This window comes from Lactococcus nasutitermitis (assembly GCF_018403765.1).
Taxonomy (GTDB): domain Bacteria; phylum Bacillota; class Bacilli; order Lactobacillales; family Streptococcaceae; genus Lactococcus; species Lactococcus nasutitermitis.
Genome location: NZ_BOVQ01000010.1, coordinates 46,876 through 72,670, shown reverse-complemented (window position 1 = coordinate 72,670; position 25,795 = coordinate 46,876). Strand labels below are relative to the sequence as shown.

26 protein-coding genes and 2 pseudogenes are annotated in these 25,795 nt (G+C 37.4%); 23 read left to right on the top strand and 5 right to left on the bottom strand.

What is annotated here, in order from left to right:
• Window positions 1-94 precede the first annotated feature (94 nt).
• The 5 genes from KJS36_RS10535 to KJS36_RS10515 all read right to left on the bottom strand — a co-directional run bounded on the left by KJS36_RS10535 (window position 95) and on the right by KJS36_RS10515 (window position 4,790).
• The gene (locus KJS36_RS10535) at window positions 95-319 is read right to left on the bottom strand and encodes a DUF1797 family protein (RefSeq protein WP_213536877.1); all 225 of its coding nucleotides are present in this window, start codon (window positions 317-319) and stop codon (window positions 95-97) included.
• Between the two features lie 34 nt (window positions 320-353).
• Entirely contained in the window at window positions 354-1,688 is a 1,335-nt protein-coding gene (locus tag KJS36_RS10530; protein WP_213536876.1) for a glycosyltransferase family 4 protein, read from the bottom strand.
• A 72-nt stretch (window positions 1,689-1,760) separates the two neighbouring features.
• On the bottom strand, window positions 1,761-2,759 hold the full coding sequence (locus KJS36_RS10525; protein ID WP_213536875.1) for an LTA glycolipid anchor biosynthesis glycosyltransferase, IagA/BgsA family: 999 nt from the start codon (window positions 2,757-2,759) through the stop codon (window positions 1,761-1,763).
• 129 nt (window positions 2,760-2,888) lie between these two features.
• Window positions 2,889-3,344: a hypothetical protein gene (locus tag KJS36_RS10520; protein ID WP_213536874.1), complete on the bottom strand. Its 456-nt coding sequence runs from the start codon at window positions 3,342-3,344 to the stop codon at window positions 2,889-2,891.
• A 186-nt stretch (window positions 3,345-3,530) separates the two neighbouring features.
• Window positions 3,531-4,790, bottom strand: coding sequence for a S1C family serine protease (locus KJS36_RS10515; RefSeq protein ID WP_213536873.1), 1,260 nt, complete (start codon window positions 4,788-4,790; stop codon window positions 3,531-3,533).
• A gap of 281 nt (window positions 4,791-5,071) precedes the next feature.
• Here KJS36_RS10515 and rlmH point away from each other — a divergent pair, with 281 nt between their 5' ends.
• The 23 genes and pseudogenes from rlmH to KJS36_RS10405 all read left to right on the top strand — a co-directional run bounded on the left by rlmH (window position 5,072) and on the right by KJS36_RS10405 (window position 25,780).
• Window positions 5,072-5,551 (top strand): 23S rRNA (pseudouridine(1915)-N(3))-methyltransferase RlmH, encoded by a 480-nt coding sequence (gene rlmH, locus KJS36_RS10510; RefSeq protein WP_213536872.1) that lies wholly within the window; start codon window positions 5,072-5,074, stop codon window positions 5,549-5,551.
• Window positions 5,552-5,647: 96 nt separating this feature from the next.
• Window positions 5,648-6,334 carry a DNA alkylation repair protein gene (locus KJS36_RS10505; RefSeq protein ID WP_213536894.1) on the top strand — a complete coding sequence of 229 codons (687 nt, stop codon included), beginning with the start codon at window positions 5,648-5,650 and terminating at the stop codon, window positions 6,332-6,334.
• Window positions 6,335-6,401: 67 nt separating this feature from the next.
• Window positions 6,402-6,722, top strand: a complete 321-nt coding sequence (gene yajC, locus KJS36_RS10500; protein WP_213536871.1) for a preprotein translocase subunit YajC — start codon at window positions 6,402-6,404, stop codon at window positions 6,720-6,722.
• 259 nt (window positions 6,723-6,981) lie between these two features.
• Window positions 6,982-7,722: an undecaprenyl pyrophosphate synthase gene (uppS, locus tag KJS36_RS10495; protein ID WP_213536870.1), complete on the top strand. Its 741-nt coding sequence runs from the start codon at window positions 6,982-6,984 to the stop codon at window positions 7,720-7,722.
• Between the two features lie 88 nt (window positions 7,723-7,810).
• Window positions 7,811-8,605 carry a phosphatidate cytidylyltransferase gene (locus KJS36_RS10490; protein WP_213536869.1) on the top strand — a complete coding sequence of 265 codons (795 nt, stop codon included), beginning with the start codon at window positions 7,811-7,813 and terminating at the stop codon, window positions 8,603-8,605.
• A 28-nt stretch (window positions 8,606-8,633) separates the two neighbouring features.
• Window positions 8,634-9,944: an RIP metalloprotease RseP gene (gene rseP / locus KJS36_RS10485; RefSeq protein WP_213536868.1), complete on the top strand. Its 1,311-nt coding sequence runs from the start codon at window positions 8,634-8,636 to the stop codon at window positions 9,942-9,944.
• 36 nt (window positions 9,945-9,980) lie between these two features.
• Window positions 9,981-11,837 (top strand): proline--tRNA ligase, encoded by a 1,857-nt coding sequence (locus KJS36_RS10480; protein WP_213536867.1) that lies wholly within the window; start codon window positions 9,981-9,983, stop codon window positions 11,835-11,837.
• Between the two features lie 82 nt (window positions 11,838-11,919).
• Window positions 11,920-13,263: an FAD-dependent oxidoreductase gene (locus KJS36_RS10475; RefSeq protein WP_213536866.1), complete on the top strand. Its 1,344-nt coding sequence runs from the start codon at window positions 11,920-11,922 to the stop codon at window positions 13,261-13,263.
• Between the two features lie 54 nt (window positions 13,264-13,317).
• On the top strand, window positions 13,318-13,863 hold the full coding sequence (locus KJS36_RS10470; RefSeq protein WP_213536865.1) for a hypothetical protein: 546 nt from the start codon (window positions 13,318-13,320) through the stop codon (window positions 13,861-13,863).
• A gap of 92 nt (window positions 13,864-13,955) precedes the next feature.
• Window positions 13,956-14,495, top strand: a pseudogene (locus KJS36_RS10920) (PolC-type DNA polymerase III N-terminal domain-containing protein); the annotation flags it as partial.
• 597 nt (window positions 14,496-15,092) lie between these two features.
• A pseudogene (locus KJS36_RS10465) lies at window positions 15,093-18,881 on the top strand (PolC-type DNA polymerase III); the annotation flags it as partial.
• Window positions 18,882-19,029: 148 nt separating this feature from the next.
• Window positions 19,030-19,383: a helix-turn-helix domain-containing protein gene (locus KJS36_RS10460; protein WP_213536863.1), complete on the top strand. Its 354-nt coding sequence runs from the start codon at window positions 19,030-19,032 to the stop codon at window positions 19,381-19,383.
• A 156-nt stretch (window positions 19,384-19,539) separates the two neighbouring features.
• Window positions 19,540-19,875, top strand: coding sequence for a hypothetical protein (locus KJS36_RS10455; RefSeq protein ID WP_213536862.1), 336 nt, complete (start codon window positions 19,540-19,542; stop codon window positions 19,873-19,875).
• A gap of 63 nt (window positions 19,876-19,938) precedes the next feature.
• Entirely contained in the window at window positions 19,939-20,913 is a 975-nt protein-coding gene (comGA, locus tag KJS36_RS10450; RefSeq protein WP_213536861.1) for a competence type IV pilus ATPase ComGA, read from the top strand.
• Window positions 20,804-21,853, top strand: a complete 1,050-nt coding sequence (comGB, locus tag KJS36_RS10445) for a competence type IV pilus assembly protein ComGB (RefSeq protein WP_373306167.1) — start codon at window positions 20,804-20,806, stop codon at window positions 21,851-21,853. Before comGA ends, comGB begins: the two co-directional genes overlap by 110 nt.
• 12 nt (window positions 21,854-21,865) lie before the next feature.
• A complete protein-coding gene (gene comGC, locus KJS36_RS10440) occupies window positions 21,866-22,228 on the top strand; it encodes a competence type IV pilus major pilin ComGC (RefSeq protein ID WP_213536860.1) in 363 nt (120 codons plus the stop codon).
• Window positions 22,218-22,619, top strand: coding sequence for a competence type IV pilus minor pilin ComGD (comGD, locus tag KJS36_RS10435; RefSeq protein ID WP_308443366.1), 402 nt, complete (start codon window positions 22,218-22,220; stop codon window positions 22,617-22,619). The genes comGC and comGD overlap by 11 nt, the downstream gene beginning before the upstream one ends.
• A complete protein-coding gene (comGE, locus tag KJS36_RS10430) occupies window positions 22,591-22,887 on the top strand; it encodes a competence type IV pilus minor pilin ComGE (protein WP_213536858.1) in 297 nt (98 codons plus the stop codon). Before comGD ends, comGE begins: the two co-directional genes overlap by 29 nt.
• Complete coding sequence (gene comGF, locus KJS36_RS10425) at window positions 22,796-23,302, top strand: competence type IV pilus minor pilin ComGF (RefSeq protein ID WP_308443365.1); 507 nt, start codon at window positions 22,796-22,798, stop codon at window positions 23,300-23,302. Before comGE ends, comGF begins: the two co-directional genes overlap by 92 nt.
• A 47-nt stretch (window positions 23,303-23,349) precedes the next feature.
• Window positions 23,350-23,580, top strand: a complete 231-nt coding sequence (locus KJS36_RS10420) for a hypothetical protein (protein ID WP_308443364.1) — start codon at window positions 23,350-23,352, stop codon at window positions 23,578-23,580.
• A gap of 186 nt (window positions 23,581-23,766) precedes the next feature.
• Window positions 23,767-24,204 (top strand): zinc-dependent MarR family transcriptional regulator, encoded by a 438-nt coding sequence (locus KJS36_RS10415; RefSeq protein WP_213536855.1) that lies wholly within the window; start codon window positions 23,767-23,769, stop codon window positions 24,202-24,204.
• Window positions 24,201-25,055, top strand: coding sequence for a metal ABC transporter solute-binding protein, Zn/Mn family (locus KJS36_RS10410; protein WP_213536854.1), 855 nt, complete (start codon window positions 24,201-24,203; stop codon window positions 25,053-25,055). The genes KJS36_RS10415 and KJS36_RS10410 overlap by 4 nt, the downstream gene beginning before the upstream one ends.
• Window positions 25,055-25,780, top strand: a complete 726-nt coding sequence (locus tag KJS36_RS10405; RefSeq protein ID WP_213536853.1) for a metal ABC transporter ATP-binding protein — start codon at window positions 25,055-25,057, stop codon at window positions 25,778-25,780. The genes KJS36_RS10410 and KJS36_RS10405 overlap by 1 nt, the downstream gene beginning before the upstream one ends.
• Window positions 25,781-25,795: the final 15 nt, after the last annotated feature.

Below are 25,795 nucleotides of genomic sequence, written 5' to 3'. Positions count from 1 at the left end.
TAACTTAAAGTTTAGTATAAAAAAAGTATATCATATATTCGAAAACATTACAATTATTAAACAAAAATGTAATAAAAAAACTGGTTTCCCAGTTTTAATAAATCATATCGTAAATTTCGATAGCAACCAAGTCAATATCATCAAACAAAGCCGCATCTTTTTGTTTTGGATAACGGATAGAGAACGCAGCGTCCTCAGGACTGTAACTTACAGTGGCCATAACTTCGCCTTCACGTTCAAAATTATAGGTTTCTTTAGGGTCGCCGTTTTCAACCAAACGATTTAAACGTTCAATCATAGCAACTAAATGTGATTTCATAATCTAATTCTTTTCCTTTCAAATGAGTAAAACGTTACTCTTTGTCCTTATCTATTTTAACATAACTTTGTAAATTTTTCGCCAATTTAGTGGCTTTTCGCGCAAAATATCTTGCACGGAGTTGCTCTCGCTTAATACTACGGCGGACATTGACAGGCATTTGACGTACAGTATCCTCTATCTTTATAGGGAAACGGTCAACTTCAAGGCTTTTGCGCTGATTGTAAGCAATGATCGTATCCAAATAGAACATATAAACCTGTTTGGCGAAGTTTTCGGCAGAGATTTCATAAAGTTTTTTCTCAAACATAAACTTATCTATCGGGTGTAGATGAGAAATAGCTTCACAAGTTGTTTCAGAAATATCATCATCAGTAGCAAACAAAAATCCAAATTCTTCATTGTTAATCAAACTATCAAGATATAGATTTTTCTCGGCTAATACACGTGTTCCAGTGGCGAGAGCTTCCAGATAAGTCAAACCTTGTGTTTCTGAGGTTGAAGCTGAAATGAAAAAGTCAGCCATTTTATAATAGTAGGCAGTTTCTTCATTGGGAACCAAACCTGTGAAAATGACGGATTTTTCAAGATGAAGTTCTTCGACTAAAGCTTCGAGTGTTTCTTTGTATGGCCCACGTCCAACAATCACGAGTTTTACAGGATATTCTTTTAAAATATCGGGTAAAGCATGAATGACTGCTTGGATATTTTTTTCTGCAGCAATGCGAGATAAACTCAACAAAACAAATTCATTATCAGAAATACCTAATTTTTCTCGTAAGTCTGAAGTATCTTGTGCTGTGATATCGTCACGTTTAAAACGATCAATCTCAATTCCAGTTGGAATAATCCGTTTTGGAATAGTCACACCATAATCATTTATTGTTTCAAGCACCATTTCACTTGGGCAAATGATACCTTCTGTACCACGTAAAAAGTTACGAATGACATATTTTACCATGCTTGGACGAATCAAATGTCCCTTGGCAATATAATGCACATAATCTTCGTATTTTGTGTGTAAAGTGTGAATGACAGGAATACGCAGTTGCGCAGCAACCATTTTTCCTAAAAGTCCCATTCCAAACTCAGTCTGGGTGTGAATAATGTCCAACTGATAATCTCGGGCAATCAGATAGGCAGCAAAAACACCTTTAATCACTATTTTTCGCTCAGCCAGAGAGACAAAGGGAATAGATTGCAAGCGGATGATATGATATTCATGGTCAACGTCTGCATTGCTATCAGTTGTGGTAAAAATATAAACCACGTGTCCTTGTTTTTCTAGCTCAGTCGCTAATGTTTGGATACTAGTTGCTACTCCACTGACTTGCGGGAGATAACTGTCTGTAAATAAACCAATTCTCATATATAAATTCTCGTCTAAAGGAAAGCAGAAAAGCTATTGTTCAAATGAAAAGTTTGAGCTTTCAGAACTATCCTAAAGTTCTAATGTTTGCTGATAAGCTTTCACAAGTTCTTGGGCTGCGAGTTCAATCGTACGAGATTCAGCTACTTTATAACCTGCTTGTGTTTTATCAACTTTTTCGTCTAAAATATCACGTAATTTTTGAACAAATCCATCAACATCAGTTGCTAAGCTTGCAGAATTTTCATCAAGCCAGCCTTTATAAACTGGAATGTCGCGAACAAGGACTTTTTGGTGACTGGCAAGAGCTTCCAAGACAACAATTCCCTCGGTTTCTTCACGAGAAGGAAAGAAGAAAGCATCACTTGCAGTCATTCCACCTTCAAAAACATCGCCTTTGATATAACCGGGAAACTCGACATTGCTGGGATGATTTTTTTTCACAATCCGTCTCACCCAACCGGGAATTGTCCAGAGATTTTGGTAACCAAACCAAATAAAACGCACATCAGGCATTTGTTCAGCTACTTTGATGAAATCATCAATTCCTTTGCGTTTGAAATATAAAGCGGCTGTGACGACAACTTTTTGTCCTTCTTTGATATGAAAATGTTCTCGGAAAGCTTGTTCTTTACGTGGATCTTTTTTATATTTTGCAAGGTTAATTCCGTTTGTTATTGGAAGAATTGGACATTTGATACCATAATTTCTGATGAGACTGGCAGAGTATTCTGTCGGTGTGATGACTAAATCAGCACGTTTATAAAAGTGCATCAGATACATTTTGAAAAATGGGGCTACAAGGTTAGAACCAGTGAATGAATTTAAAAAATCTTCTTTTGTCGAATGCCCGTGAAAAATTACTTTTTTGCCTGCTTTTTTTGCATCATGAAGCATTTTCCAGCTGGTAAAACCATAAGTATTGAGATGAAGAATGTCATAGTCTTCACTTGGGTCTTTTGTCCAATCTACACCCATCAAATCTAAGGCGTGTTGTTGATGTATCATGGCCCGCCCAATGCCAGAGTTTGCTAAGAAATTCTCAGCTTCTAAGTATAGTAAAATTTTCATGCTTGGTATCTATTTTACCACAAAATGAAAGAGAAACGGGAAAAATTTTGTAAGACTTTCGATGTATTTTTAGTTTTTGGGGAAAATGTGGGAGAAGAAAAACCTCCTAAAGGAGGTTTGGTTAAAGAACTAAGCTATTTTATTAGCTGGAATACCAGCCTTAGAGGCATAAAAGCCAATTTTTTCATAAGACCATCCTGCTGCAACAAGTGCATTCTTTTCGGCTGCATTAGTAGTGAAGAAGTGTCCACTTCCAGAACAATAAAGTCTATAGACAGGAATAGAGCCTCCTGATTTCATTGTTGATGTTACATAGTTCCAACCAGCTCGTTCTAAAGAATAAAGTTCCGCACTGCTGGTAGTGAGCATGATTTCTAAACTATTCGGATTTTGTATTTCATAAATGGTCGAACCAGAAGAAGGTTCATACCATCCAACTCCTTCAAAATTGTCACCGGGACCACCAACTGATACTGTAGCCCCCGGAGTATAACTTGGAGTAGGAATATAGAAATGTACACCTCTGGAAGGGCGATAAAAACGTAAAACAGGAGTGTCTGCTTTTGCAGATATCCATCCACTCAATCCTATTAGCACTGGAAAGAGAATGAGTAGTGATAATAATTTAATTTTTAGTGATTTTGTCATTTTTGACACCTCCTTATTTGATATCGCTTTCTTTATACCACACTTTCCTTAGAAAGTCAAGTTATGTTACAAAAAAACTTCAAAAGAATTCTTTTGAAGTTTTTAATAATAGTAATTCAGGAGTTAGTTACCATCATTGCTATCAGAGTTAGTATTATTTTGATTACTATTACTAAACTTAATATCAGATGAAGTTTTGCTTAGTTTAACTGAGGCGGTGTGTTCCTTTCCGCTTCTATAATACGTAATTTGTACAGTATCTCCAATAGAGTAGCTATTCAATGCAGTTGTTAAATCTGCCATTGAGCCTACATTGAATTTTCCAAATTTTGTAATGACATCATATTCCTTTAAACCTGCTGTAGCGATTGGCATACCAGATTGAACTTGGGCAATGACAACACCAGATGTTACACCATTTGGTAGTTTAAGTTGTTCAATAACATCATTACTAAGAGTTGATAAATCAGTTCCTTCAATGCCTAGTCCGGGACGGACTACTTTTCCGTCGGCTTCAAGTTTATTGATGATAGTTACAACTGTATTGGAAGGAATAGCGAAGCCCATGCCTTCAACAGATGTACCATCATCGGCACTGGTGATTTTACTTTGGGTAATACCAATCACTTGTCCCTCAATATTAATCAATGCTCCACCAGAATTACCTGGATTGATAGAAGCGTCTGTTTGGATGGCGTTAATATTTGTTGTTGCGTTATTGCTTTCTTGAGACATCGTGACTTGACGGCTTTTGGCTGAGACGATACCTTCTGTGGCTGTATTTGCAAAGGTGCTGCCAAGTGGGGAACCTACGGCAATTGCTGGTTCTCCAACTGTTAAATCGTCAGAATTTCCAAAAGTGGCTACAGTTTTGACGTCTGATGAACTCATTTTGAGGACGGCAAGGTCGGTGTATTCGTCGTAACCTACGACAGTTGCTTTGACTTTGTGGCCGTCGGAAAGTTTGACTTCGAGTGAGCTGTTGCCTGCGATGACGTGATAGTTTGTGACAACATAGGCTGTACCGCCAGATTTTTTGTAAATAACTCCGGAACCTTCACTGGAAAGTTGTGGTGCGTTGCTGGCACTTGATGAACCGGAATCACTACCGAAGATGCCATCTAGGCTGTTATTATCTGATGAACTACTGCTTGAGTAGTTGAGGACAGAAACGACAGCGTTTGAGACTTTTTTGATTGCCTTGGTTGTGTCGGTGTTGACATCAACGCTGACTTTGCTGACTTGTGTTGTTCCTGTACTGCTGTTAGTTGTTGTGTTTTGACCTGTGCTGTGCGTGTAAATGGCGCTCCCGCCAAGAGCGATGGCTCCACCTACAACCCCTGTCAAGAGTAGCTTTGCAATATTTGTGTTAGCTTTTGACATATTTTCTCCCCTTGTGTTTTGTTTGTTTTTATGGTTCTATTTTATATTCACACACTTAATAGTACCTTAATTGTTGATAAAATGGAAGTTAAACACAAGTTTTCCACAGAAATGTGAATAAGTTTAAAAAAGGTGTGTAAAAGGGGAAAAAATAGCATAGTTTTCCACAGAAAAGTGGAAAAGAAAGAAAAAATGTTGATAAATAGTGTTTTCATATTGTTTTCAGCGGGGGAAAAAGGTAAAATTAGGAGAAACATTAAAAAACAAAATGTGGAGAAGTGATGAAAATTAAATTAATTGTTGTGGGAAAATTGAAGGAAAAATATTTAAAAGAGGGAATTGCGGAGTATCAGAAGCGGATGCAGACGATGCTGTCACTGGAAATTGTGGAATTGGCAGATGAGAAAATTCCTGAAAATCCTTCAGAAAAAGAAATGGAATTGGTGAAAAATCGCGAGGGGGAAAAGATTTTGGCACGTGTTCAAGCTGGGGATAAGTTGGCAATTTTGGCAATTCAAGGGAAATTGATGTCTTCGGAAGAACTGGCGAATTTGGTCAAGGAGACGGGAATTTATGGTGGTGGAAATCTGGTTTTTGTGATTGGTGGTTCGCTCGGTTTGGCGCGGGAGGTTTATCAGCGTGCGGATGTTCAGATTTCGTTTGGTCGGATGACTTTGCCGCATCAGTTGATGCGACTGGTGCTGGTTGAGCAGATTTATCGGGCGCAGATGATTAATCGTGGTTCGACTTATCATAAATAATTTTTTGACATAGGATAGCCGTTGTGAGCTTGCTCACTTACGGATACCCTAGTATGTTTATCCAGTTTTGTCAAAAATTTTGAAAGGGAAAAAATGATGGATATTGTGGAAAAATTTCGTGAAAATGCGAACGCGCTGCAAGCTGAGAAGAAAAAAGCTTATTTGCGTAATCAGTTTGAATTTATAGGCTTGTCAACGCCTGTTCGGCGAAATTTACAAAAAGATTTTTTGAAGGAAAAGGTAAAAGAAAAGCTTGTTGATTGGGACTTTATCTGGGAAATGTGGGACTTGCCTGAGCGGGAATTTCAGTATTTTGCGATGGATTATTTGATTAAGTTGAAAAAATCGCTGACTTTGGCGGATTTTCCTCAGATTAAAAAATTGGCAATTTCAAAATCTTGGTGGGAATCTGTGGATACTTTGGATGAGCTGATTGGTGCTGTGTTGCTTTCTGTCAAAAATTCTGAGGATTTGACAGAACTGTCAAAAGTGAAAGAGGTAATTTTGCTCTGGTCTGAGGATGAAAATTTCTGGGTAAGACGGCTGGCGATTGACTGTCAGCTTGGATTTAAGGAAAAAACAGACTTAGAACTTTTTGACAGAGTTGTCAAAAATAATTTGGCTGGTTCAAGTTTTGACAGTGAGTTTTTTATCAACAAATCTATCGGTTGGGCGCTGCGTGATTTGTCAAAATCTAATCCTGATTGGGTGCGCCATTTCCTAGAAGAAAATCGAGGAAAAATGGCACAGCTCTCTTTGCGTGAGGCAAGCAAATATCTCTGACTCAATAGACAAAAATCATAAAACGTGATATAATGAAATACTGAATATAAAATAATAGGAGAAATCAATGAACGTCTTATCAATCGTTTTCATCGTCGTTATTTTCGGTGGAATGATGTTTTTCATGCAACGTAATCAAAGAAAACAACAAGCACAACGTAAGGAACAGTTGGACGCAATGCAACCAGGTGCGCAAATCATTACTATTGGTGGATTGCACGGTGTTTTGAGTAGTGTCAATATTGCGCAAGGAACCATCGAATTGGACTGCGAAGGAGTTATTTTGACTTTTGACCGTGCGGCTGTCAAGACAGTTAAAAATGGGGCAGCTGAAGCTGAAACAACAACTGAAACAACGACAACAGAAAATCCAATCGAAGAAAATTAAAATTTGCATTCTTCCTGTCAGCATTGAGCCTGACAGGCTTTTTTGTATTCAAAAATGGCATTTTTCACAAAACAACAAGCACAAGTACCAAAATATGTAAAGATGTGGTAAAATAGGAATACTTATAGTGATTTTTTGAGTAAAAGATAATGAAAAAGTTATTGTATTTTATAGTAAATAATGAGCGAATAGTTCTTTTAGAACTTTCCATAACTTAAAAGCATATTGGCGGAGCGCAGCTTTGGTCATGTGAGGTACTATGTTTAATAATTTAAAAAAAGAAAAGCAAGCGACAGAGCTTGTTCCCGCACACGTTGGGATTATCATGGACGGTAATGGACGTTGGGCGAAAGCTCAGGGAAAACCGCGGATTTTTGGGCATAAAGCAGGACTTGATACGCTCAAAAATGTGGCAATTCATGGGCAAAAATGTGGCATCAAAGTGATGACAGTTTATGCTTTTTCTACGGAAAATTGGACACGTCCGGTGGATGAAGTCAAGTTCATCATGAGTTTGCCGATTGATTTTTATAGTAAATATGTTCCGATTTTGAAAGCTGAAAATATCCAGATTCGTATGATTGGTGAGCGCAGTGGATTGCCTAAAGCAACGCTAGATTCGATTGATCGCGCAGCTGTTGATACTGCAGAAAATACGGGTATGATTTTAAATTTTGCTATGAATTATGGTGGGCGAAGAGACATTATCTTGGCAATTCAAGAGCTGGCAAAGTCTGGCAAAAATTTGACAGAACTGTCAGAAGAAGATTTGTCTGCACATTTGCAGACGGCGATTTTACCAGCAGAATATCGTGACCCAGATTTGGTCATTCGGACTTCTGGCGAATTGCGGCTTTCCAACTTTTTACCCTGGCAGACAGCTTATAGTGAACTTTATTTTACAGATGTTGCTTGGCCGGATTTTGATGAAAATGAGTTGGACAAAGCGCTGACAACTTTCAAAAAACGTGACCGTCGTTATGGTGGCGTGAAAAAATAAAGATTTTACAGTAAAACTATTTTTGACAGTTTTGTCAAAAAATTTTCAAGCAAAAAATTCTCGAAAAAATCAAATTATCGGAGGAAATATGAGACAAAGAATTATCACAGGTGTGCTTGCAGGAGCGATATTCCTAGGACTTCTTGTTGCAGGCAATCTGTATTTTCAAATTTTAGTAGCACTTCTTGTTATCATTGCAATGCAAGAATTATTTAAAATGGCGAAGCTTCAACTTTTGTCATTTGAAGGAATTTTGGCGACTTTAGCCAGTCTTTCCTTAGCATTACCAATCGGCAATCAATGGCTCGGATTACATTTGGACGGCGGCGTAATGCTCTTTACCATTTTCTTATTTGCCATGTTGACTGGAATGGTTTTCTCAGACGGCAAATATAGTTTTGAAGATGTCGGTTTTCCGTTTTTATCCGCATTTTATGTTGGAATTGGTTTTCAAAATCTCATTGCGGCGCGTCAAGAAGGAATTGCTATCGTTTTTCTTGCCTTGTTTATCGTTTGGTCCACAGATATTGGCGCTTATTTTGTCGGAAAATCAGTTGGAAAACGCAAGTTGATTCCGTCTGTTTCGCCAAACAAAACAGTTGAAGGTTCACTCGGCGGAATTGTTTCCGCAGTGATTGTAGCAGTGATTATGTACTTTTTGTACAAAACGGAACTTCCAAAAATCGGATATCCAAAACTTATCTTGTTTACAGTGATTTTCTCCATTGTCGGACAAATCGGAGACCTTGTCGAATCAAGTATCAAACGCCATTTTGGTGTGAAAGATTCAGGAAAAATTCTGCCTGGACACGGCGGTATTCTTGACCGTTTTGATAATCTTATCTTTGTATTCCCCATTATGCACTTACTCGGCTTATTCTAAAAATAAAAATTAAAGAGGAGAAAAATTATTGATTGAAACTCTTATAACCTTTATTATTGTATTTGGTATTATTGTCTGTATCCACGAATACGGTCATCTTTGGTGGGCAAAACGTGCAGGAATTTTGGTGCGCGAATTTTCGATTGGAATGGGGCCGAAAATCTTTGGACATCGGGCAAAAGATGGCACACTTTACACCATACGTATTTTGCCGGTTGGCGGTTATGTACGTATGGCTGGCTGGGGCGATGACAAAACAGAGATAAAAAAAGGCACACCAGCGTCATTAGCCGTTAAAACAAAGCAAAAAGTTTTTGACAGTTCTGTCAAAAATGCTCACGAGACAGTTTTGACAGAAAATGACACAATTATTAGCCGTGTCAATCTGTCAGAACGTGTTGAACTAGAAAATTCTATCCCAATTCTCGTAACAGACTATGATTTTGAAAAAGAACTTTTCATTGAAGGAGAAGTTTTTGGCGAAATCAAACGTTACAAAGTTGACCATGATGCAACGATTATTGAAGAAGATGGAACAGAAATTCGCATTGCTCCCGAAGATGTACAATATCAATCAGCAACAGTTATCGGTAAGATTTTAACAAATTTTGCTGGACCTTTAAATAATTTCATTCTTGGAGTGATTGCTTTCGTCATCATTACCTTCATGCAAGGAGGTGTCCCAAGTAATACCAATCATATCGGTCAAGTCGAACACGGCACACCCGCCTATACAGCAGGATTAAAGTCGGGTGATGAGATTAAAGCAGTCAATGGAAAAGCGACAAAGGATTGGAACGCAGTTGTCACAGCGATTACCAACTCAAAAGGAAAAAAATTAGAATTAGATGTTATCCGCAACTCAGCTGAAAAAACAATTCCTGTCACGCCAAAAAAAATGGACGGCGATTATAAAGTCGGCATCATGCAAAAGATAAAAACTGGCTTCTGGGATAAAGTCACAGGAGGATTTGTTCAAGCAGGGCAAATGTTCACCTTGATTATTAACGCTCTTCGTCATCTTTTTGTCCATCCATCACTCAACCAACTGGGCGGACCGGTCGCGATATATCAAATGAGTGGTCAAGCCGCGCGTGGTGGACTTGTAACCGTGATTTACTTCCTTGGAATGCTCTCTATCAACCTTGGATTAGTCAATCTCATCCCAATTCCTGTCCTAGACGGCGGAAAAATCGTCCTGAACCTGGTTGAAGCGGTTCGTGGCAAACCATTATCACAAGAAAAAGAATCTATCATTACCTTGATTGGTGTGGTCTTCATGCTTGTACTCTTTGTCGCCGTAACATGGAATGACATCATGCGTGCATTCATCAGATAATCAACTATTTAATCGAAATAAAAGGAATAAACAAAAATGAAACAATCAAAAATGCTCATCCCAACCTTACGGGAAATGCCATCAGATGCGCAAGTTATCAGTCATGCGCTACTTGTTCGAGCGGGGTACGTTCGCCAAGTCACATCAGGAATTTATGCTTATCTGCCACTTGCCAATCGTGTGCTTGAAAAACTCAAGAAAATCATGCGTGAAGAGTTTGATGAGATTGGAGCTATTGAACTTCTAGCACCAGCCTTGCTCACAGCAGATTTGTGGCGCGAATCAGGACGTTATGAAAGTTACGGCGAAGATTTGTATAAGCTCAAAAACCGCGATAATTCTGACTTTATCCTAGGGCCAACTCATGAAGAAACAATGACAGCACTCGTGCGCGATGAAATCACTTCATACAAAAAACTGCCACTCAATGTCTATCAAATCCAAGCCAAATACCGTGACGAAAAACGCCCACGTTATGGATTGTTGCGTGGCCGTGAATTTCTGATGAAAGATGGTTATAGTTTCCACGCAGACACAGATAGTCTTGACGAAACGTATAATGATTACAAACGTGCTTATGAGAATATCTTTGCACGAAGTGGACTTGATTTTAAACCAATCATCGGTGATGGTGGCGCAATGGGCGGACAAGACAGCCAAGAATTTATGGCAGTCACACCAGACCGCTCAGACCTAGAAAAATGGCTCGTTTTAGATAAAAATATCAATGCGATTGACGAAATCCCAAATGGTGTTCTCGAAGATATCAAAGCCGAGCTAGGAAAATGGTTGATTGCAGGCGAAGATACGATTGTCTATGCTGAAGGAGGCGATTATGCCGCCAACTTGGAAATGGCAACAAGCCAGTTTGAACCAACGATTAGTTATACAGAAGAACTTGAACTTGAAAAAGTAGCTACAAAAGATGCCAAAACGATTGATGAAGTCGCTACGTTCTTAGAAATCTCAAGCGATGAACTGATAAAAACGCTTGTTTACAAAGCAGATGAAGAATTAGTGGTTGTCTTGCTCAAAGGAAATGATGAGCTCAATGAAGTCAAATTAACAAACTTTATTGGTGCGACTTCCCTAGAACCAGCTGACGAAGTCGAAGTTTTTGAAAAATTTGGCGCTCATTTTGGCGCGCTCGGCCCTATCGGAATAAAAGATGTGAAAATCATTGCCGACCGTGAAGTTGAAGTCATGAAAAATGCAGTTGTCGGTGCAGATGAAGATGGCTTTCACTACAAAAATGTCAATCTTGGACGTGATTTTTCTGTTGAAACATTTGCGGATTTGCGGACAGTTCATGAAGGAGAAGTTTCACCTGATGGACGTGGCACATTGAAGTTTGCCCGCGGCATTGAGATTGGACATATCTTCAAGCTTGGCACACGTTATACAGAAGCGATGGGCGCCAATATCTTGGATAAAAATGGTAAGAGTATGCCAATGATTATGGGCTGCTATGGTATTGGCGTGAGCCGTTTACTGTCAGCAGTTTTGGAGCAATTTGCCCGTATTTATGTCGAAAAAACACCAAAAGAAGAATACAAATTTAGCTGGAGTATCAACTTTCCAGCAGAATTAGCACCATTTGATATTCATCTTGTACCAGTAAATACTAAAGATGAGACAGCGATGACCTTGACAAATGACCTTGAAGCAGCTTTAAAGGCAAAAGGTTATGAAGTTTTGGTTGATGACCGTAATGAACGTGCCGGTGTCAAATTTGCTGATAGTGATTTGATTGGTTTGCCAGTGCGCGTGACGATTGGTAAAAAAGCATCTGAAGGTATCGTCGAAGTTAAAATTCGTGCAACAGGCGAAGTGATTGAAATCAATCAAGAAGAACTTGTCAATACGGTTGAGATTTTGAGTAAAAGTAAATAATTAAAAAACTATTTCACTGCTAATTTTCAACAGTCTATGGATTGTTGATTTTTGCTTTGTATGAGAAAGATATAAGAGTAAAATGAGGATTGTAATTATAGGAGGTTCGCACGCAGGGATTTGTACAGCTTTGCGTGCTTTGGAAGAATATCCAGAAGCAGAAATTGTCATTTATGAAAAAAATGAACGGACATCTTTTGTTTCTCAGGGAATTATTTCTTATTTGGCAGGAGAAAAAGAAAGTTTGTTTCAATCAAGCTATCTTTCGCCAGAAGAAATCCGTGCAACAGGGATTCACTTTATCACAGAGTCGGTTGTTAGTAGCATTGATGTCAAAGAAAAGAAGTTGACTTATTATCATTTGGGTTCGGAGGAACTTTTAGAAGATAAGTATGATAAACTCGTATTTGCAACGGGAAGTTATCCGATAATGCCACTGATTCCTTTTGATAATACAAGTGAAATTTTCTTTTTGAAGGGAATGACAGATGCGATTGCAGCAGGAAAATTTTTAGAAAAGGCAAAGACAGTCGCTATTGTCGGTGGTGGAATGACAGGACTTGAAGTAGCACGTATTTGCAACCAACGTGGTATAAAAACAACTTGGATAAATGCGCATCATCATGTTCTGAGTCGCTATTTGGACGAAGCATCATCAACATTATTAGAAAAAATCGTAAGCAGTGAAGGTGTGCAAGTAGAAAATGACTGTCGTGTCACAGAAATTTCTAAAGCAGCTGACAATGGAAGTCTTTTGCATACGACAACAAAAGAAATTTCCGTTGATGGTGTGATTTTTGCGCTTGGTTTTCAACCAAATACTTATTTGCTTCATGAGCAAGTGACTCTTGGCGACCGGGGGGCGATACTTGTTGATGAATATATGCAAACAAGTGTTGCAGATGTTTTTGCGGTCGGCGATGCTTCAACGACTTGGGTTGAACGTGCGGGGAAAAACTTTTATCTTCCACACGCTTCGGATAGTGTACGTAACGGGGAGATTGCAGCTGTTAATCTCATGAAAGCACGGCAAAAAATAAATTCTACACAGGCGACTTATCATGTGCCGATGAAGGATATGGTGATTGCTTTGACTGGGCAAACGTTGGCACAAGCGAAAAAAGTAGGTTTAGATGCTTTGTCTGTTCAAGCGGTAAATGCTCATTTGAAAGGACATTCTACAAGTTATGTTTGGCTGGTTTATGAACGGCACACACACCGAATTATTGGTTTGCAATGTATTGGGAAAACGCCAGATTTGGCTGCTTATGCCGATATTATATCACTTGCGATTGAGCGTAATTTAACAGTAGAAGATATTGAATTTACAGATTTTTATTTTGAACATGGCTATAAAGACCCACGGGGATTTAATCGGATTTTGGCGCGTTTAGTGCGAGGAAATCAGGAAGAAAAGCAAGATTAATAAATACTTGGGCTAAAAAGAAATTGACTTGTAACGGAAGTTATCGGAGGGGAAATGACCTCAATACATGAAAAAGATTTAAATTATTGTCGGGAGATGTTGGAGATACTGACAAAGTTAGAGGATAATGAGCGACAACGACAATTAGCATTAGAAAAATATGATAAAAGATTGAAATGGGGAAAAATCCGTCATGCTGTGGAACTTGCGGTGATTTTTGCCTTTATTGTTTTTGCGATTTTGGAGAGCTTGCACGTTTTTATTTATCTTGATTTTTTTGTTTCGCTTATTATTTTAGTGCTGTCTGTAGCTTTGTATTTTTGGCTGTTGACACATGGGAAAATGCCCAAAAAAGTTGAACGTGTTAAATTGACAGGTCAGCGTTCGCTAAATAAAAATTTGACAGAACTGTCAAAAGAAAAAGCAGAGTTAGAAATGGCGCTGAAAAACAGTAAAATTCCTGCACGAAATTTGAATATAAGAGATTTACAACTGATGATTAACTATTTCGAGCGTAATATGGTGACATCATTGGCAAATGCTATCTTTTTCTTGGATTTGACCGAAAAAAATGCTCAGGAAGATGGTTTTAAATTTTGACAGAACTGTCAAAAAATATTAAAAAATCGGTCACTTTTTGACCGGTTTTCATGTTATAATTATAAATAGAAATTTCAAATAACGGAGATAAAATGGCAAATCTTTTTGAAAAATTAATGGAACAAATCAAGCTACCACGGGAAATGAGTGAAACAGCTCTTTTTGCGAGCGCTGATATTGATGCTGTTGAAGTGCACACAGAAAGCAAATTCTGGCGGTTTAAGCTAGTTTTTGATGAGATATTGCCTGTCAGCAGCTACAAAATGTTGGTCAATTTGACAGAAGCTGCCTTTGCCAATATTGCACAGACAGACTTGCGAATTACTGCGCGTTCAGCAGATTTTGATGAGAAATTACTTAATGATTATTATCAGTATATCCTGACTTTGCCAGAGCTTTGCGACCGCTCTTTTTCAAGTATTTTCAAAAAATACCATATCGAGCAACGTGGTGTGCAGCTCAATCTCTTGGTCGAGGACAATCCACAGCTTGACCGTTTTGTCAAAAATAATTTTCCCATTTTGGAGGAAAAATTTGCTGATTTTGGCTTTGGGAAAATTACATTGCGTCCAGTAGTTGATGAAAAATTAACCCAGGAAAGTCTTGCAGCGCACGAAGAAAAAGTGAGTCAAAGCCTGGCACAAGTAGCTGTCGAGCAAGGACAAGTTGAAGCTCAGAAAAAACAACGTGCCACAGAACGTGAGAGTAAACAAATAACAGAAAAAACTCCTGAAAAAGTAGATACAGCCTTGTCAAACGGCATTTCATTTGGACGAAAAATCAGTGGAACAAGTCCAGTAACCTCAATGGCATTCATCGCAGGCGAAGGTTCTGGCGTCATTTTTGAAGGCTATGTTTTTGCAGCCAACCATCGCGAATTTACCAGTCAAAATTCAGGAAAAACCAATCATATTTTAGAGTTACGATTGGCTGACGAGACGTCAACATTTTACGTCAACAAATGGGGACGCAAAGACGAAGAAATTGCGGAATTTGACAAGATTGTCAAAAAAGTTGAAGCTGCCAAAATTTTTGACAGTTCTGTCAAAAATTCTGACGATACAAAAGAAGCTGATAAAGCATTTGCTGACGGACTTTGGCTCCGCGTTCAAGGAAATATCGAACACGACAAATACAAAGATGACTTGATAATGACTGCCAATGCCGTTGTCCAGATTGCCCCAAAAGAAACAGTAGATAAAGTAAGAAATCAGCTCGAATCTCTCCAATCTGACAAACTCCAAATGGGACGCGACATCAAAAATAACGAACCTATCACACCAATGCGCTCAGTCAGTGAATTTTCAACGCAAGGACAGATTGTTTTTGAAGGCTACATTTTCAAAGGCGAAGTCCGCGAAATCAAATCCAGAAAAACAGGAAATATCAGCCATCTTTTTGAGTTTGAAATGACAGATTACACATCAAGCTTTTACGTCCAAAAATGGCTGTATGGCACAGAAGAAATCGCCATAGCCAAACAAATCAAAGCGGGATTATGGGTGCGCGTGCGCGGTTCAGTCGTCCGTGATGATTTCAAAAAAGACCTCGTCCTCCAGCTCAATGACCTCGTAGAAATTCCCACTCAAAAAGTTCGCCAAGACAAATCCGAAGAAAAACGTGTCGAATTTCATGCGCACACAAATATGAGCCAGATGGATGCCATTCCAGAAGTTGAAAATTTAGTTGCTCAAGCCGCAAAATGGGGACATAAAGCGATTGCTATCACAGACCATGGCGGCTTACAGTCCTATCCTCATGCCCACTCAGCCAGTAAAAAATACGGCATAAAAATCATCTACGGTGTTGAAGCCAATCTTGTAGAAGACAAAATTCCAATCGTTTTCAATGAAGCAGATGCAGACCTTTTTGAATCCACCTATGTTGTTTTTGACGTTGAAACCACAGGACTTTCCGCCGTTCACAATGACCTTATCCAGATAGCCGCAACCAAGATGCACAAAGGAAATCCGATTGATTCTTTTGTTGAATTTCTAAATCCAGGTTATCGTCTCAGCGAATTTACCACAGAACTCACACGAATTACCGATGATGATGTGAAAAATTCCAAACCTCTTTATGAAGTCTTGACTGCTTTCCAAAAATTCTGCGAAGGCACAGTTCTTGTTGCCCACAATGCAACCTTTGATGTCGGTTTCATGAACATGAATTATCAGCGCACCGGATTGCCGATTATCAGCCAGCCAGTCATTGATACACTTGAACTTGCTCGTAACCTTTATCCAGAAATGAAACGTTACGGTTTAGGACAGTTGACCAAGAAATTTCAGATTGACCTTGGCGCAGCGCACCACAGAGCCGATTCTGATGCGGAGGCCACAGCTCGCCTTCTTTGGGTCATGCTTGATGAGATGCGCAATGTAAAACATCTCGAATGGAAAAATGTTCTTGACCTCAATGCACGACTTGTCGCTGAAGATTCCTACAAAAAAGTTCGTCCCAAACATATGACACTCTATGCTCAAACACAAGTAGGATTGAAAAATCTATTCAAACTTGTCAGTTATTCCAATGTCAATTATTTCGCAGGTGTCCCACGCATTCCACGTTCTGTTTTGCAAGCACATCGTGAAGGAATTTTAGTTGGTTCAGGCTGTGAAATCGGAGAAGTCTTTGATGCGATTAACAATAAAACCTTTGAAGAAACTTTAGAAATTGCTAAATTTTATGACTTTATTGAAGTCATGCCACCAGCTCTCTACCGCGCTCTCCTAGTAGGAGGAAATTTTAAAAACGAAAAAGAACTTGAACAAAGTCTCAAAGATTTAGTGAAAATAGGAAAAACACTCAACAAACCAGTCCTCGCAACAGGAAATCTTCACTACATCAATCCAGAAGACGCCATTTACCGTGAAATTATCGTCCGTTCACTGGGTCAAGGAGCTGAAATCAACTGGACTCAAGGACATGGCGAACACGCAAGACCACTTCCTTTACCAGAAGCACATTTTCGTACAACCGATGAAATGCTAGATGCCTTTAGTTTTCTTGATGAAGCGACAGCGCGTGAGATAGTTATCACAAACACGCAAGAAATGGCAGACAGTTTTGATACACTTACACCAGTTCGAGATGACCTTTATACACCAGTGATGACTTTTGAAGGAGGAGAAGGTTCAGAAGAACGTATCGTTCGACTTGCCTATGAAAAAGCTCACGCAGTCTATGGTAATCCACTTCCTGACATCGTAGATGCTCGACTTGAAAGAGAACTTCGCTCGATTGTCGGAAATGGCTTCTCTGTGATTTATATCATTGCTCAAGAACTTGTTTTTCGTTCTAGTAAACGTGGTTACCTTGTTGGTTCCCGAGGTTCAGTTGGGAGCTCATTGGTTGCAACAATGATTGGAATTACTGAAGTGAATCCACTCCCACCACATTATATCTGTTCAGAATGTCAGTATTTTGAAGTTCATGATGATGGCTCAGTCGGTTCAGGCTATGATATGCCAGATAAAGTCTGTCCCAACTGTGGCAATAAACTTACTAAAGACGGACATGATATTCCTTTTGAAACTTTCCTTGGCTTTAAAGGTGACAAAGTTCCTGATATTGATTTGAACTTCTCTGGTGATGACCAACCTTTTGCCCACCTTGACGTCCGTGATATTTTCGGTGATGATTATGCCTTTCGTGCCGGAACGATTGGTACCGTTGCGGATAAAACAGCCTTTGGTTATGTCAAAGGTTATGAACGCGATTATGACCAATATTATGGAAGTGCAGAAATTGACCGTCTCGCTATGGGAGCAACTGGTGTCAAACGAACAACAGGACAACACGCAGGCGGAATTATTGTTATTCCATCTTACATGGATGTATATGACTTTTCACCCGTTCAGTTTCCAGCAGATGATGTCAACGCTACTTGGAAAACAACTCACTTTGATTTCCATGCTATTCACGATAATATCCTAAAACTTGACATACTTGGACACGATGACCCCACGATGATTCGAAAATTACAAAGTTTGTCTGGAATTGTACCACAGGATATTCCAATGGATGATAAAGAAGTTATGAAGATTTTTACTTCAACAGAGTCTCTTGGAGTAACTCCAGAGCAAATAGGCGTTAGTTTAGGGACATTAGGAATTCCAGAAATGGGAACCTTCACGTCAATGAATATGATTGCCGAAGCAAAACCAAAAACTTTTGCGGATTTACTACAAATCTCAGGACTTTCACACGGAACAGATGTTTGGTCAGGCAATGCACAAGACCTTATCCAATCAGGAATTGCAGACCTTTCAACGGTTATTGGCTGTCGTGATGATATCATGGTTTACCTCATTCACAAAGGCTTGGACAACTCAATGGCTTTCCAAATCATGGAACGTGTTCGTAAAGGAATGTGGACTAAAATTCCAGCTGAAGAACGTGAAACGTATATTACAGCCATGCAAGAACACGAAGTACCCGAATGGTACATCGAATCTTGCTCTAAAATCAAATATATGTTCCCCAAAGCTCACGCAGCAGCTTACATCATGATGGCATTGCGTATTGCTTATTTTAAGGTGCATTATCCAATTTATTACTATTGTGCATGGTTTTCTATCCGTGCGACCGCTTTTGACCTTGCTGTCATGGGGGGCGGCTTAGAAGTTGTCAAGAGTAAAATGCAAGAAATCAAAGACAAAGGTTTTGATGCCAGCAATACAGAAACAGCACTTTATACAACACTTGAACTCTGTAATGAGATGCTTGAACGTGGTTATACTTTCGGAAAATTGGACCTTTATCGTTCAGAAGCAACAGAATTTGTGATTGATGGCAATACATTGATACCACCATTTGTTACGATGGATGGTCTCGGAGAAAATGTTGCCAAACAAATTGTTGCTGCTCGCCAAGAAGGAGAGTTTCTCAGTAAAATGGAACTTAGAAAACGCGGAGGTGTTTCTCAAACAATCGTTGAAAACATGGATGCTATGGGAATTCTTGCAGGAATGCCAGAAGATAATCAACTCAGTTTATTTGATGATTTCTTTTAAAGTTGAAAATAGTGTTTTAGCACTATTTTTTTCTTTTGGTTTACATAAATATTTATTTAAATTACAAAATAAATTAAATTATTTTTTTATTATTAAATATGGTTAAAACTGTTTTAATTGTATTTATATATGTTATAATGGTCTTACGATGAAAGATGACAAACAGACAGCCATTATAGCGCAAAATATCAAAAAATATTTGATAGAAAATAAGATGCTCCAAAAGGAATTAGCCACACGTGTTGGAATTGCTCCTTCAACGTTGACAGATTATTTAAAATTACGCTCACGACCGAGCCATACAGTTGTCAAACTTATGGCAGATGTTTTTGGTGTTGAAAAATCTGATATAGATACAACTTATAAAGTTGAAAGCAGTAAAAACCTAGAGTGTCTCATCAGCGAAGCTCAGTTTTTTGAGGGACATCCATTAGGGAATAACGATAAAGCAGTTATTGAACATCTCATTCGTAGTTATTTTGAAAATAAAAACAGAATATAAACTATAAGTAAAACAGTATCACTAAGATATTGTTTTACTTTTTATTAGGAATAAAAATTTAACTATCATTTATAATTTTTGAAAAAATAAATTTAAGTAAAAAGCTATAATAATCTTTAAGAAGAACATTTACTTATTGGGGAAATAACTAACAATATGAAAAATATAAAATATAAACTGATGGGATTTGCTTATGCTATCGTTTCGCTTATCCTTGCTTATATTCTGGTAACACATAAATCAAGTTATCCAATAATCATGATAGGAGTTATTTTTGTGATAGTGCTTGGAGCATTGCTTGGAAAGGTTGTTCCCGAAAGCGCCAAAAAATCAGCCAATCGATTTTATCAAAAGCCAACTCTTTATCTTGTTTTATATTTTCTAATTACACTATTTGTGGCATGGTTTGATTTGCCATTTTGGGTAAATCTTATCGCTTATGCTGTCGTGCTTATTCCAGTTGGAAAAATCATTATAAGTTATAAAGATTGAAAAAAACTGCTTATTTTGGCAGTTTTTTTGTTACCTTTTGCTATTTTTTTCGTATATAAAAGTATGATACAAGATTATGCAAAAGAAATTTTAAAAGGCGCAAGAGCTGACAAAGCTCAGGATATTTATTTACAGTATTCTCACGGAAAATACTGTGTATATTTTAGAAACTTTAAATCCCGTGAGTTAGCGGACGAATTAGATGAAAAAATGGGACAAGCGTTGATTGTTCATTTTAAGTTTTTAGCAGGAATGAATGTTGGTGAAAAAAGGCGGACACAATTAGGCTCTTGTTGGTATGAGTTAGGGAGTGGAGAGTCGCAACGTCTGCGCTTATCCTGTGTCGGAGATTTTGAAGGAAAAGAAAGTTTAGTCATCCGTTTGCTTCATTCAGAAAAACAAAAACTGGAATTTTGGTATGACGATGCGCAAGAATTACAAAGCATTTTACGTGGACGTGGACTCTATCTTTTTTCTGGACCAGTCGGAAGTGGAAAAACAACGTTGATGTATGAACTTGCCAAACGTTATTTTACTAAAAAGCAGGTAATGACGATTGAAGACCCTGTGGAATTAGTAGAAACTGATTTTATTCAACTTCAAGTCAATGAATTGATTGGAAATGATTATGATGAATTATTGAAAATGTCGCTTCGTCATCGTCCAGATTTATTGATTGTTGGAGAAATACGTGATACAAAAACGGCAAAAGCTGTGCTACGTGCGAGCTTGACGGGACATATTGTTTTTTCAACCATTCATGCGAAATCAATCTTTGGAGTGAAAGAACGTTTATTAGAACTTGGTTTAAGCGAATGGGAAATTGAAAATGCTGTGCAGACAATACTTTATCAGCGACTTATTGCAGGGAAAGGAGCAGTAGATATTGCAAAAAATGGATTTGAAAACTGGACAGCCCAAAGCTGGAATGAAAAAATGGCGGCTTTGGTTGCAGATGGATATCTCACAGATTTTGAAGCGCAAGCAGAAAAAATTAACTCTGAACAAACAGGTGAAACTGATTCAACTGATGAGTAGTTTACTTTCTAGTGGATTTCACTTGGGAGAAGTAGTAGATTTTCTAGCACGTTCTCATCTGACCGATAGAGAATTTGTGGAAAAAATGCAAACAGGACTTGCTTCTGGAGAAAGTTTAGCAGGGATTTTAGAGAGCTTACATTTCTCAAAAAATGTCGTCACACAAGTTGCGCTGGTAGATTTTCATGGAAATTTAACACAAACCTTGGAACTTATCGAAAATAATCTGCGCCAAAGTTTAACTGTTAAGAAAAAATTAGTGAGTGTTGCGACTTATCCTGTGATATTGGTGTTGTTTTTGGTGGCTATTATGTTTGGCTTGAAAAATTATTTATTGCCGCAACTGGATAGCCGAGGAAATATTGCGACAACGATTATCAACCATTTACCCAGTATTTTTCTGGTCGGAACTGCGAGTATCATCATTGTAACTTTTCTCGTGAGTTGGGCATTTAAAAGAAATTCAGCATTAAAAAATTATCGTTTATTAGTTAGAATTCCTTTTGTTCAAAGTTTTATTCGGCTTTATATGACGGCATATTTTGCAAGAGAATGGGGAAATTTAATGGCACAAGCGGTTGAATTGCGTCAGATTTTAGAAATTATGTCTGAACAAAAAAGTCGTATTTTCTGTGAATTAGGCGAGAAAATGGGAAATGAATTAAATTCTGGTAAAAGTTTTTATGACACAGTCAAGCACACACACATTTTTATGCCAGAATTATCACTCATTATTGAATATGGGGAAATAAAAGATAAATTAGGAACAGAATTAACTGTTTACGCACAAGAATGTTGGGAACAGTTTTTTGAAAAAATTAATCGAACAATGCAATGGATTCAGCCACTTGTTTTTGTATTTGTCGCATTGATGATTGTTCTTTTATATGTTGCAATGCTCTTGCCGATTTACTCTAATATGGGCACGATGATAAAATAAAGTGAGGTAAAAATGAGAAAAAAATTTGTATTAATAAGTTTGTTAAAAAATAAATGTGAAAATAAAGCAAGCAAGAGAAAGCAAGTAGCTGCTTTCACTTTGATTGAAATGTTGATTGTCCTTATGATTATTTCGATTTTAATTTTGTTGTTTGTTCCAAACTTATTAAAAGAAAAGTCACAGGTTCAAAATACTGGAGAATCAGCTGTAGTAAAGGTTGTTGAGAGTCAGGTTGAGCTTTATGAATTAGACCATTCTGATACACCAGATTTGTCTGAGTTGGTAAAAGATGGGATGATTACACAGAAGCAAGCGGATAGTTACAAGGATTATTATGCAAAAAATAAGGGAGAGACAGCAGAAATTGCAAATTAGGGCTTTTACGTTAGTGGAAAGTCTCTTAGTACTAGGAATAACTAGCTTTGTGATTATTGTGTTTTCTTCAAGCTTGCTACAAACAATACATATTGTTCGTGGAGAATTATTTGTTTTACGATTTGAAAATCTGTATCAAAATGCGCAAGAAGATGCTGGATTATTAGGAGAAAATGAGACTATTTTAGCTAAAAATAAGAGTTTATTTTGTGAGAATGAGAAAATAGAAGTGCCAGATGAGGTACAATTTAATGATTTTAATATCACATTCAATGAAAAGGGAGAAAATTCAAGTTTGAAAAAAATTCAACTTAATTTACCTTATGAAAACAAAAAAATTATTTATCAGTTGGAAATGGGAAGTGGAAAATATAAAAAATCAATCAATTAAAGCCTATATTTTACTTGAGAGTTTGATTACAATGGGATTATTGGCGATTTTGGTGACAGTTGTTTTGACAGGAATTGTGAATGCTCGTCAACGTATTTCATCAGAAAACACTCACATTGAAGCATTAAATGTGGCGAAAATGGCAGTTGATAATCATTTGACAAAACTGTCAGCAAATGGACAAGATGTGGAAATTATTAAAAATGATAAGGAAATTATCATCAAAAATCATGAAGAAAAAATTTTGGAACTCGTGTCGAAAAATTAGAGCATTTACTTTATTGGAATGTTTAGTTGCGTTATTGGCTATTTCTGGGAGTGTACTGGTTTTATCAGGATTGACAAAACTTATGCACCAGCAAATAGTTGTAGTACAAGATGATAATACAAAAGATTGGCAAATTTTTTGTCAACAAATGCGTGTTGAATTAGAAAATGCACATTTTGACAAAGTGCAAAATAATTTTCTATATGTGACAACGAGTAAGGCTTTACGTTTTGGAAAAACAGTAACAGCAGATGATTTTAGAAAATCTGCAGCTGATGGCACAGGCTATCAACCAATGATTTATGGAGTAAAAAGTACACAAATTACTGAAAAAAATGGTTTGGTTGATATTCAACTCAATTTAGAACGGGGAGGGAAAAGAGAATTTCTTTACGAATTTTCAAACGGAGAGTAAAAGCTGGGATTTTACTTTATACGCTGGTTATATCTTTAATTTTTGGATTGTTATTGCAATTTTTCTTAGAAAATATGATAAATGTACATCGTCATTTGATAGTGCAAGAAGATAATTTGGAAGCTCAACTTATGGTTTCATTGGCAGAAAAACAGAGCTTGAAAAATGGTGACATCATTCATTTTGATAAAGGAATGCTCATTTACAAGTCGTCAGCAGAAAATAAAACTTTTGATGTTAATTTGACAGATGGTACAGAAATAATTTTGAGTCAATAAGCAAAAAATAATTTTTGACAGTTCTGTCAAAAAAATTTATAAGATATTTTTGGCAAATAATTTTTTGACAAAGCTGTCAAAAACAATTTTAGCAGTTTTTATGGGAAATAATCTTAACCAGTTGACAATATTTTCTTATTCTGATATACTTTACCAGTAAACTAATTTCGAAAGAGGCTTTACGATATGAATTTAGAAAGACAAATTGATGAATTTCTGAGTCATCTCATGCAATTCGCAGAAAATAAGCATGAAATTTTATTAGGAGAATGCGAATCAGATATCAAGCTCACAAGTACGCAAGAGCATATTTTAATGTTGCTCATGAATGAAGCAACGACAAATGCGAAAATATCTGAACAGCTAAAAATTTCACCTGCTGCAGTCACAAAAGCATTGAAAAAATTGCAGGAGCAACAACTTATTGATTCTGCAAGAACTTTACAAGATGAACGACGTGTGATGTGGAGCTTGACGCCAAAAGCCTTGCCCATTGCTCATGAACACGCAGAACATCATGCAAAAACTTTGCAGACTTATGCGCAACTTGTTGAAGATTTTTCTGAAGATGAACAAAAGGTTATTAGTCAATTTCTCAAAGAACTTTTAGGAGAATTTCAATGAAAAAAATAGTTTTAGCACTTTTTATTCCAGCACTTTTTGTTTTGGGAGGATGCCAAAAAACAGCAAATGATAAGCAGCCAGAAGTTGTTACTTCATTTTATCCAATGTACGCTTTTACTAAAGCCGTAGTTGGAGATAAAGTAGAAGTAAAAACAATCATGCCAAGTAATCAAGAAGTTCATGAATTTGAACCTTCTGCTAAAGAAGTAGCAACAATGAGCAAAGCAAAAGTCATTGTTTATAACGATAATGATTTAGAAAAATGGGCATCTGGAGTAAATAACAAAGGTGTCAAAATCGAAGCTGCTAAAAACGTAAAAATAAATGCGAGTGACCCACATACATGGCTTTCTCCAAAAGAAGCAATTATCGAGGTCAATACGATTGCTAAAGGTCTGGAAAAAGAATTCCCGCAATACAAAACAACTTTTGCTAAAAACAAAGCGAGTTATGTTAAGAAACTTGAAGCGTTAAGCGCTCAATATGAAAATTCTTTGAAAAATGTGAAGCATAAAATCATTATTACTCAACATGATGCTTTCTCATACTTGGCGAATGATTACGGATTGACAAATGACCCTATTGCTGGTATTGATCCAGAAGTTGAGCCATCAAGTGCTACATTGATTAAACTTAAAAATGAAATGCAAAAGTATGATGTAAAATATGTGTATTCTGAAATGAATAGTAATAGCAAAGTAGCGGACACACTTGCTAAAGCAACGGGGGCCAAACTTGTTGAACTTAACACTTTGGAATCTGTTAGCAACAAACAAATCGCTGACGGAGAAAATTATATTAATATCATGCAAAAAAATCTGAAAGTCCTAGAAAGTACGTTAAATAATTAATGCGATATATTGATGTTCAAAATGTCACTTTTCAATATGAGGGTGAACCTGTCCTGGAAAATGTCAGTTTTTCCCTTGATTCTGGAGAATTTGTGACATTGACAGGGGAAAATGGAGCAGCTAAATCAACTCTTGTCAAAGTAACATTGGGTATTTTGAAACCTAAGTCAGGTAAAGTAATCATTGCGCGCGAAGATACACAAAATCGTAAGTTAAGAATTGCCTATGTTCCTCAGCAAATTTCAAGCTTTAATGCTGGATTTCCTTCGACTGTTCATGAATTTGTACGTTCTGGACGTTATCCACGTGAAGGTTGGTTTAGAAAGTTGCAAAAACATGATGAAGAACACGTGAAAGTGGCTCTTGAATCAGTTGGTATGTGGGATTATCGGAATAAAAAGATTGGAGATTTATCTGGTGGACAAAAGCAACGTGTAATTATTGCACGTACTTTTGCTTCGGACCCTGACCTTTTTGTATTAGATGAACCGACAGTAGGAATGGACGATGCGACAACAGCTGCATTTTATGAATTGATGTCGCACAGCGCTCATGTTCATGGGAAAAGTGTGCTTATGGTGACACATGACCCAGAAGATGTCAAAAAATATGTTGACCGTGATATTCATTTGGCAAGAGATAAAAATGGTAAGTTTGCTTGTTTTGAACTTCATTCACAAAAAGATACAAGTGTAGTAACAGAAAGGGAAAGAGGAATAAATTAGTTATTTATTAACTAA

Bases quoted from the DNA above. Each gene is read 5' to 3' on its own strand.
- KJS36_RS10535 (WP_213536877.1), bottom strand. From the start codon at position 319: ATGAAATCACATTTAGTTGCTATGATTGAACGTTTAAATCGTTTGGTT.
- comGB (WP_373306167.1), top strand. From the start codon at position 20,804: ATGAAAAAATGGCGGCTTTGGTTGCAGATGGATATCTCACAGATTTTG.
- KJS36_RS10455 (WP_213536862.1), top strand. From the start codon at position 19,540: ATGAAAAATATAAAATATAAACTGATGGGATTTGCTTATGCTATCGTT.
- rlmH (WP_213536872.1), top strand. From the start codon at position 5,072: ATGAAAATTAAATTAATTGTTGTGGGAAAATTGAAGGAAAAATATTTA.
- KJS36_RS10480 (WP_213536867.1), top strand. From the start codon at position 9,981: ATGAAACAATCAAAAATGCTCATCCCAACCTTACGGGAAATGCCATCA.
- KJS36_RS10405 (WP_213536853.1), top strand. From the start codon at position 25,055: ATGCGATATATTGATGTTCAAAATGTCACTTTTCAATATGAGGGTGAA.
- comGA (WP_213536861.1), top strand. From the start codon at position 19,939: ATGATACAAGATTATGCAAAAGAAATTTTAAAAGGCGCAAGAGCTGAC.
- KJS36_RS10530 (WP_213536876.1), bottom strand. From the start codon at position 1,688: ATGAGAATTGGTTTATTTACAGACAGTTATCTCCCGCAAGTCAGTGGA.
- yajC (WP_213536871.1), top strand. From the start codon at position 6,402: ATGAACGTCTTATCAATCGTTTTCATCGTCGTTATTTTCGGTGGAATG.
- comGF (WP_308443365.1), top strand. From the start codon at position 22,796: ATGGACAAGATGTGGAAATTATTAAAAATGATAAGGAAATTATCATCA.
- comGC (WP_213536860.1), top strand. From the start codon at position 21,866: ATGAGAAAAAAATTTGTATTAATAAGTTTGTTAAAAAATAAATGTGAA.
- KJS36_RS10470 (WP_213536865.1), top strand. From the start codon at position 13,318: ATGACCTCAATACATGAAAAAGATTTAAATTATTGTCGGGAGATGTTG.
- KJS36_RS10515 (WP_213536873.1), bottom strand. From the start codon at position 4,790: ATGTCAAAAGCTAACACAAATATTGCAAAGCTACTCTTGACAGGGGTT.
- KJS36_RS10505 (WP_213536894.1), top strand. From the start codon at position 5,648: ATGGATATTGTGGAAAAATTTCGTGAAAATGCGAACGCGCTGCAAGCT.
- KJS36_RS10475 (WP_213536866.1), top strand. From the start codon at position 11,920: ATGAGGATTGTAATTATAGGAGGTTCGCACGCAGGGATTTGTACAGCT.
- KJS36_RS10410 (WP_213536854.1), top strand. From the start codon at position 24,201: ATGAAAAAAATAGTTTTAGCACTTTTTATTCCAGCACTTTTTGTTTTG.
- KJS36_RS10490 (WP_213536869.1), top strand. From the start codon at position 7,811: ATGAGACAAAGAATTATCACAGGTGTGCTTGCAGGAGCGATATTCCTA.
- KJS36_RS10460 (WP_213536863.1), top strand. From the start codon at position 19,030: ATGAAAGATGACAAACAGACAGCCATTATAGCGCAAAATATCAAAAAA.
- KJS36_RS10525 (WP_213536875.1), bottom strand. From the start codon at position 2,759: ATGAAAATTTTACTATACTTAGAAGCTGAGAATTTCTTAGCAAACTCT.
- KJS36_RS10415 (WP_213536855.1), top strand. From the start codon at position 23,767: ATGAATTTAGAAAGACAAATTGATGAATTTCTGAGTCATCTCATGCAA.
- uppS (WP_213536870.1), top strand. From the start codon at position 6,982: ATGTTTAATAATTTAAAAAAAGAAAAGCAAGCGACAGAGCTTGTTCCC.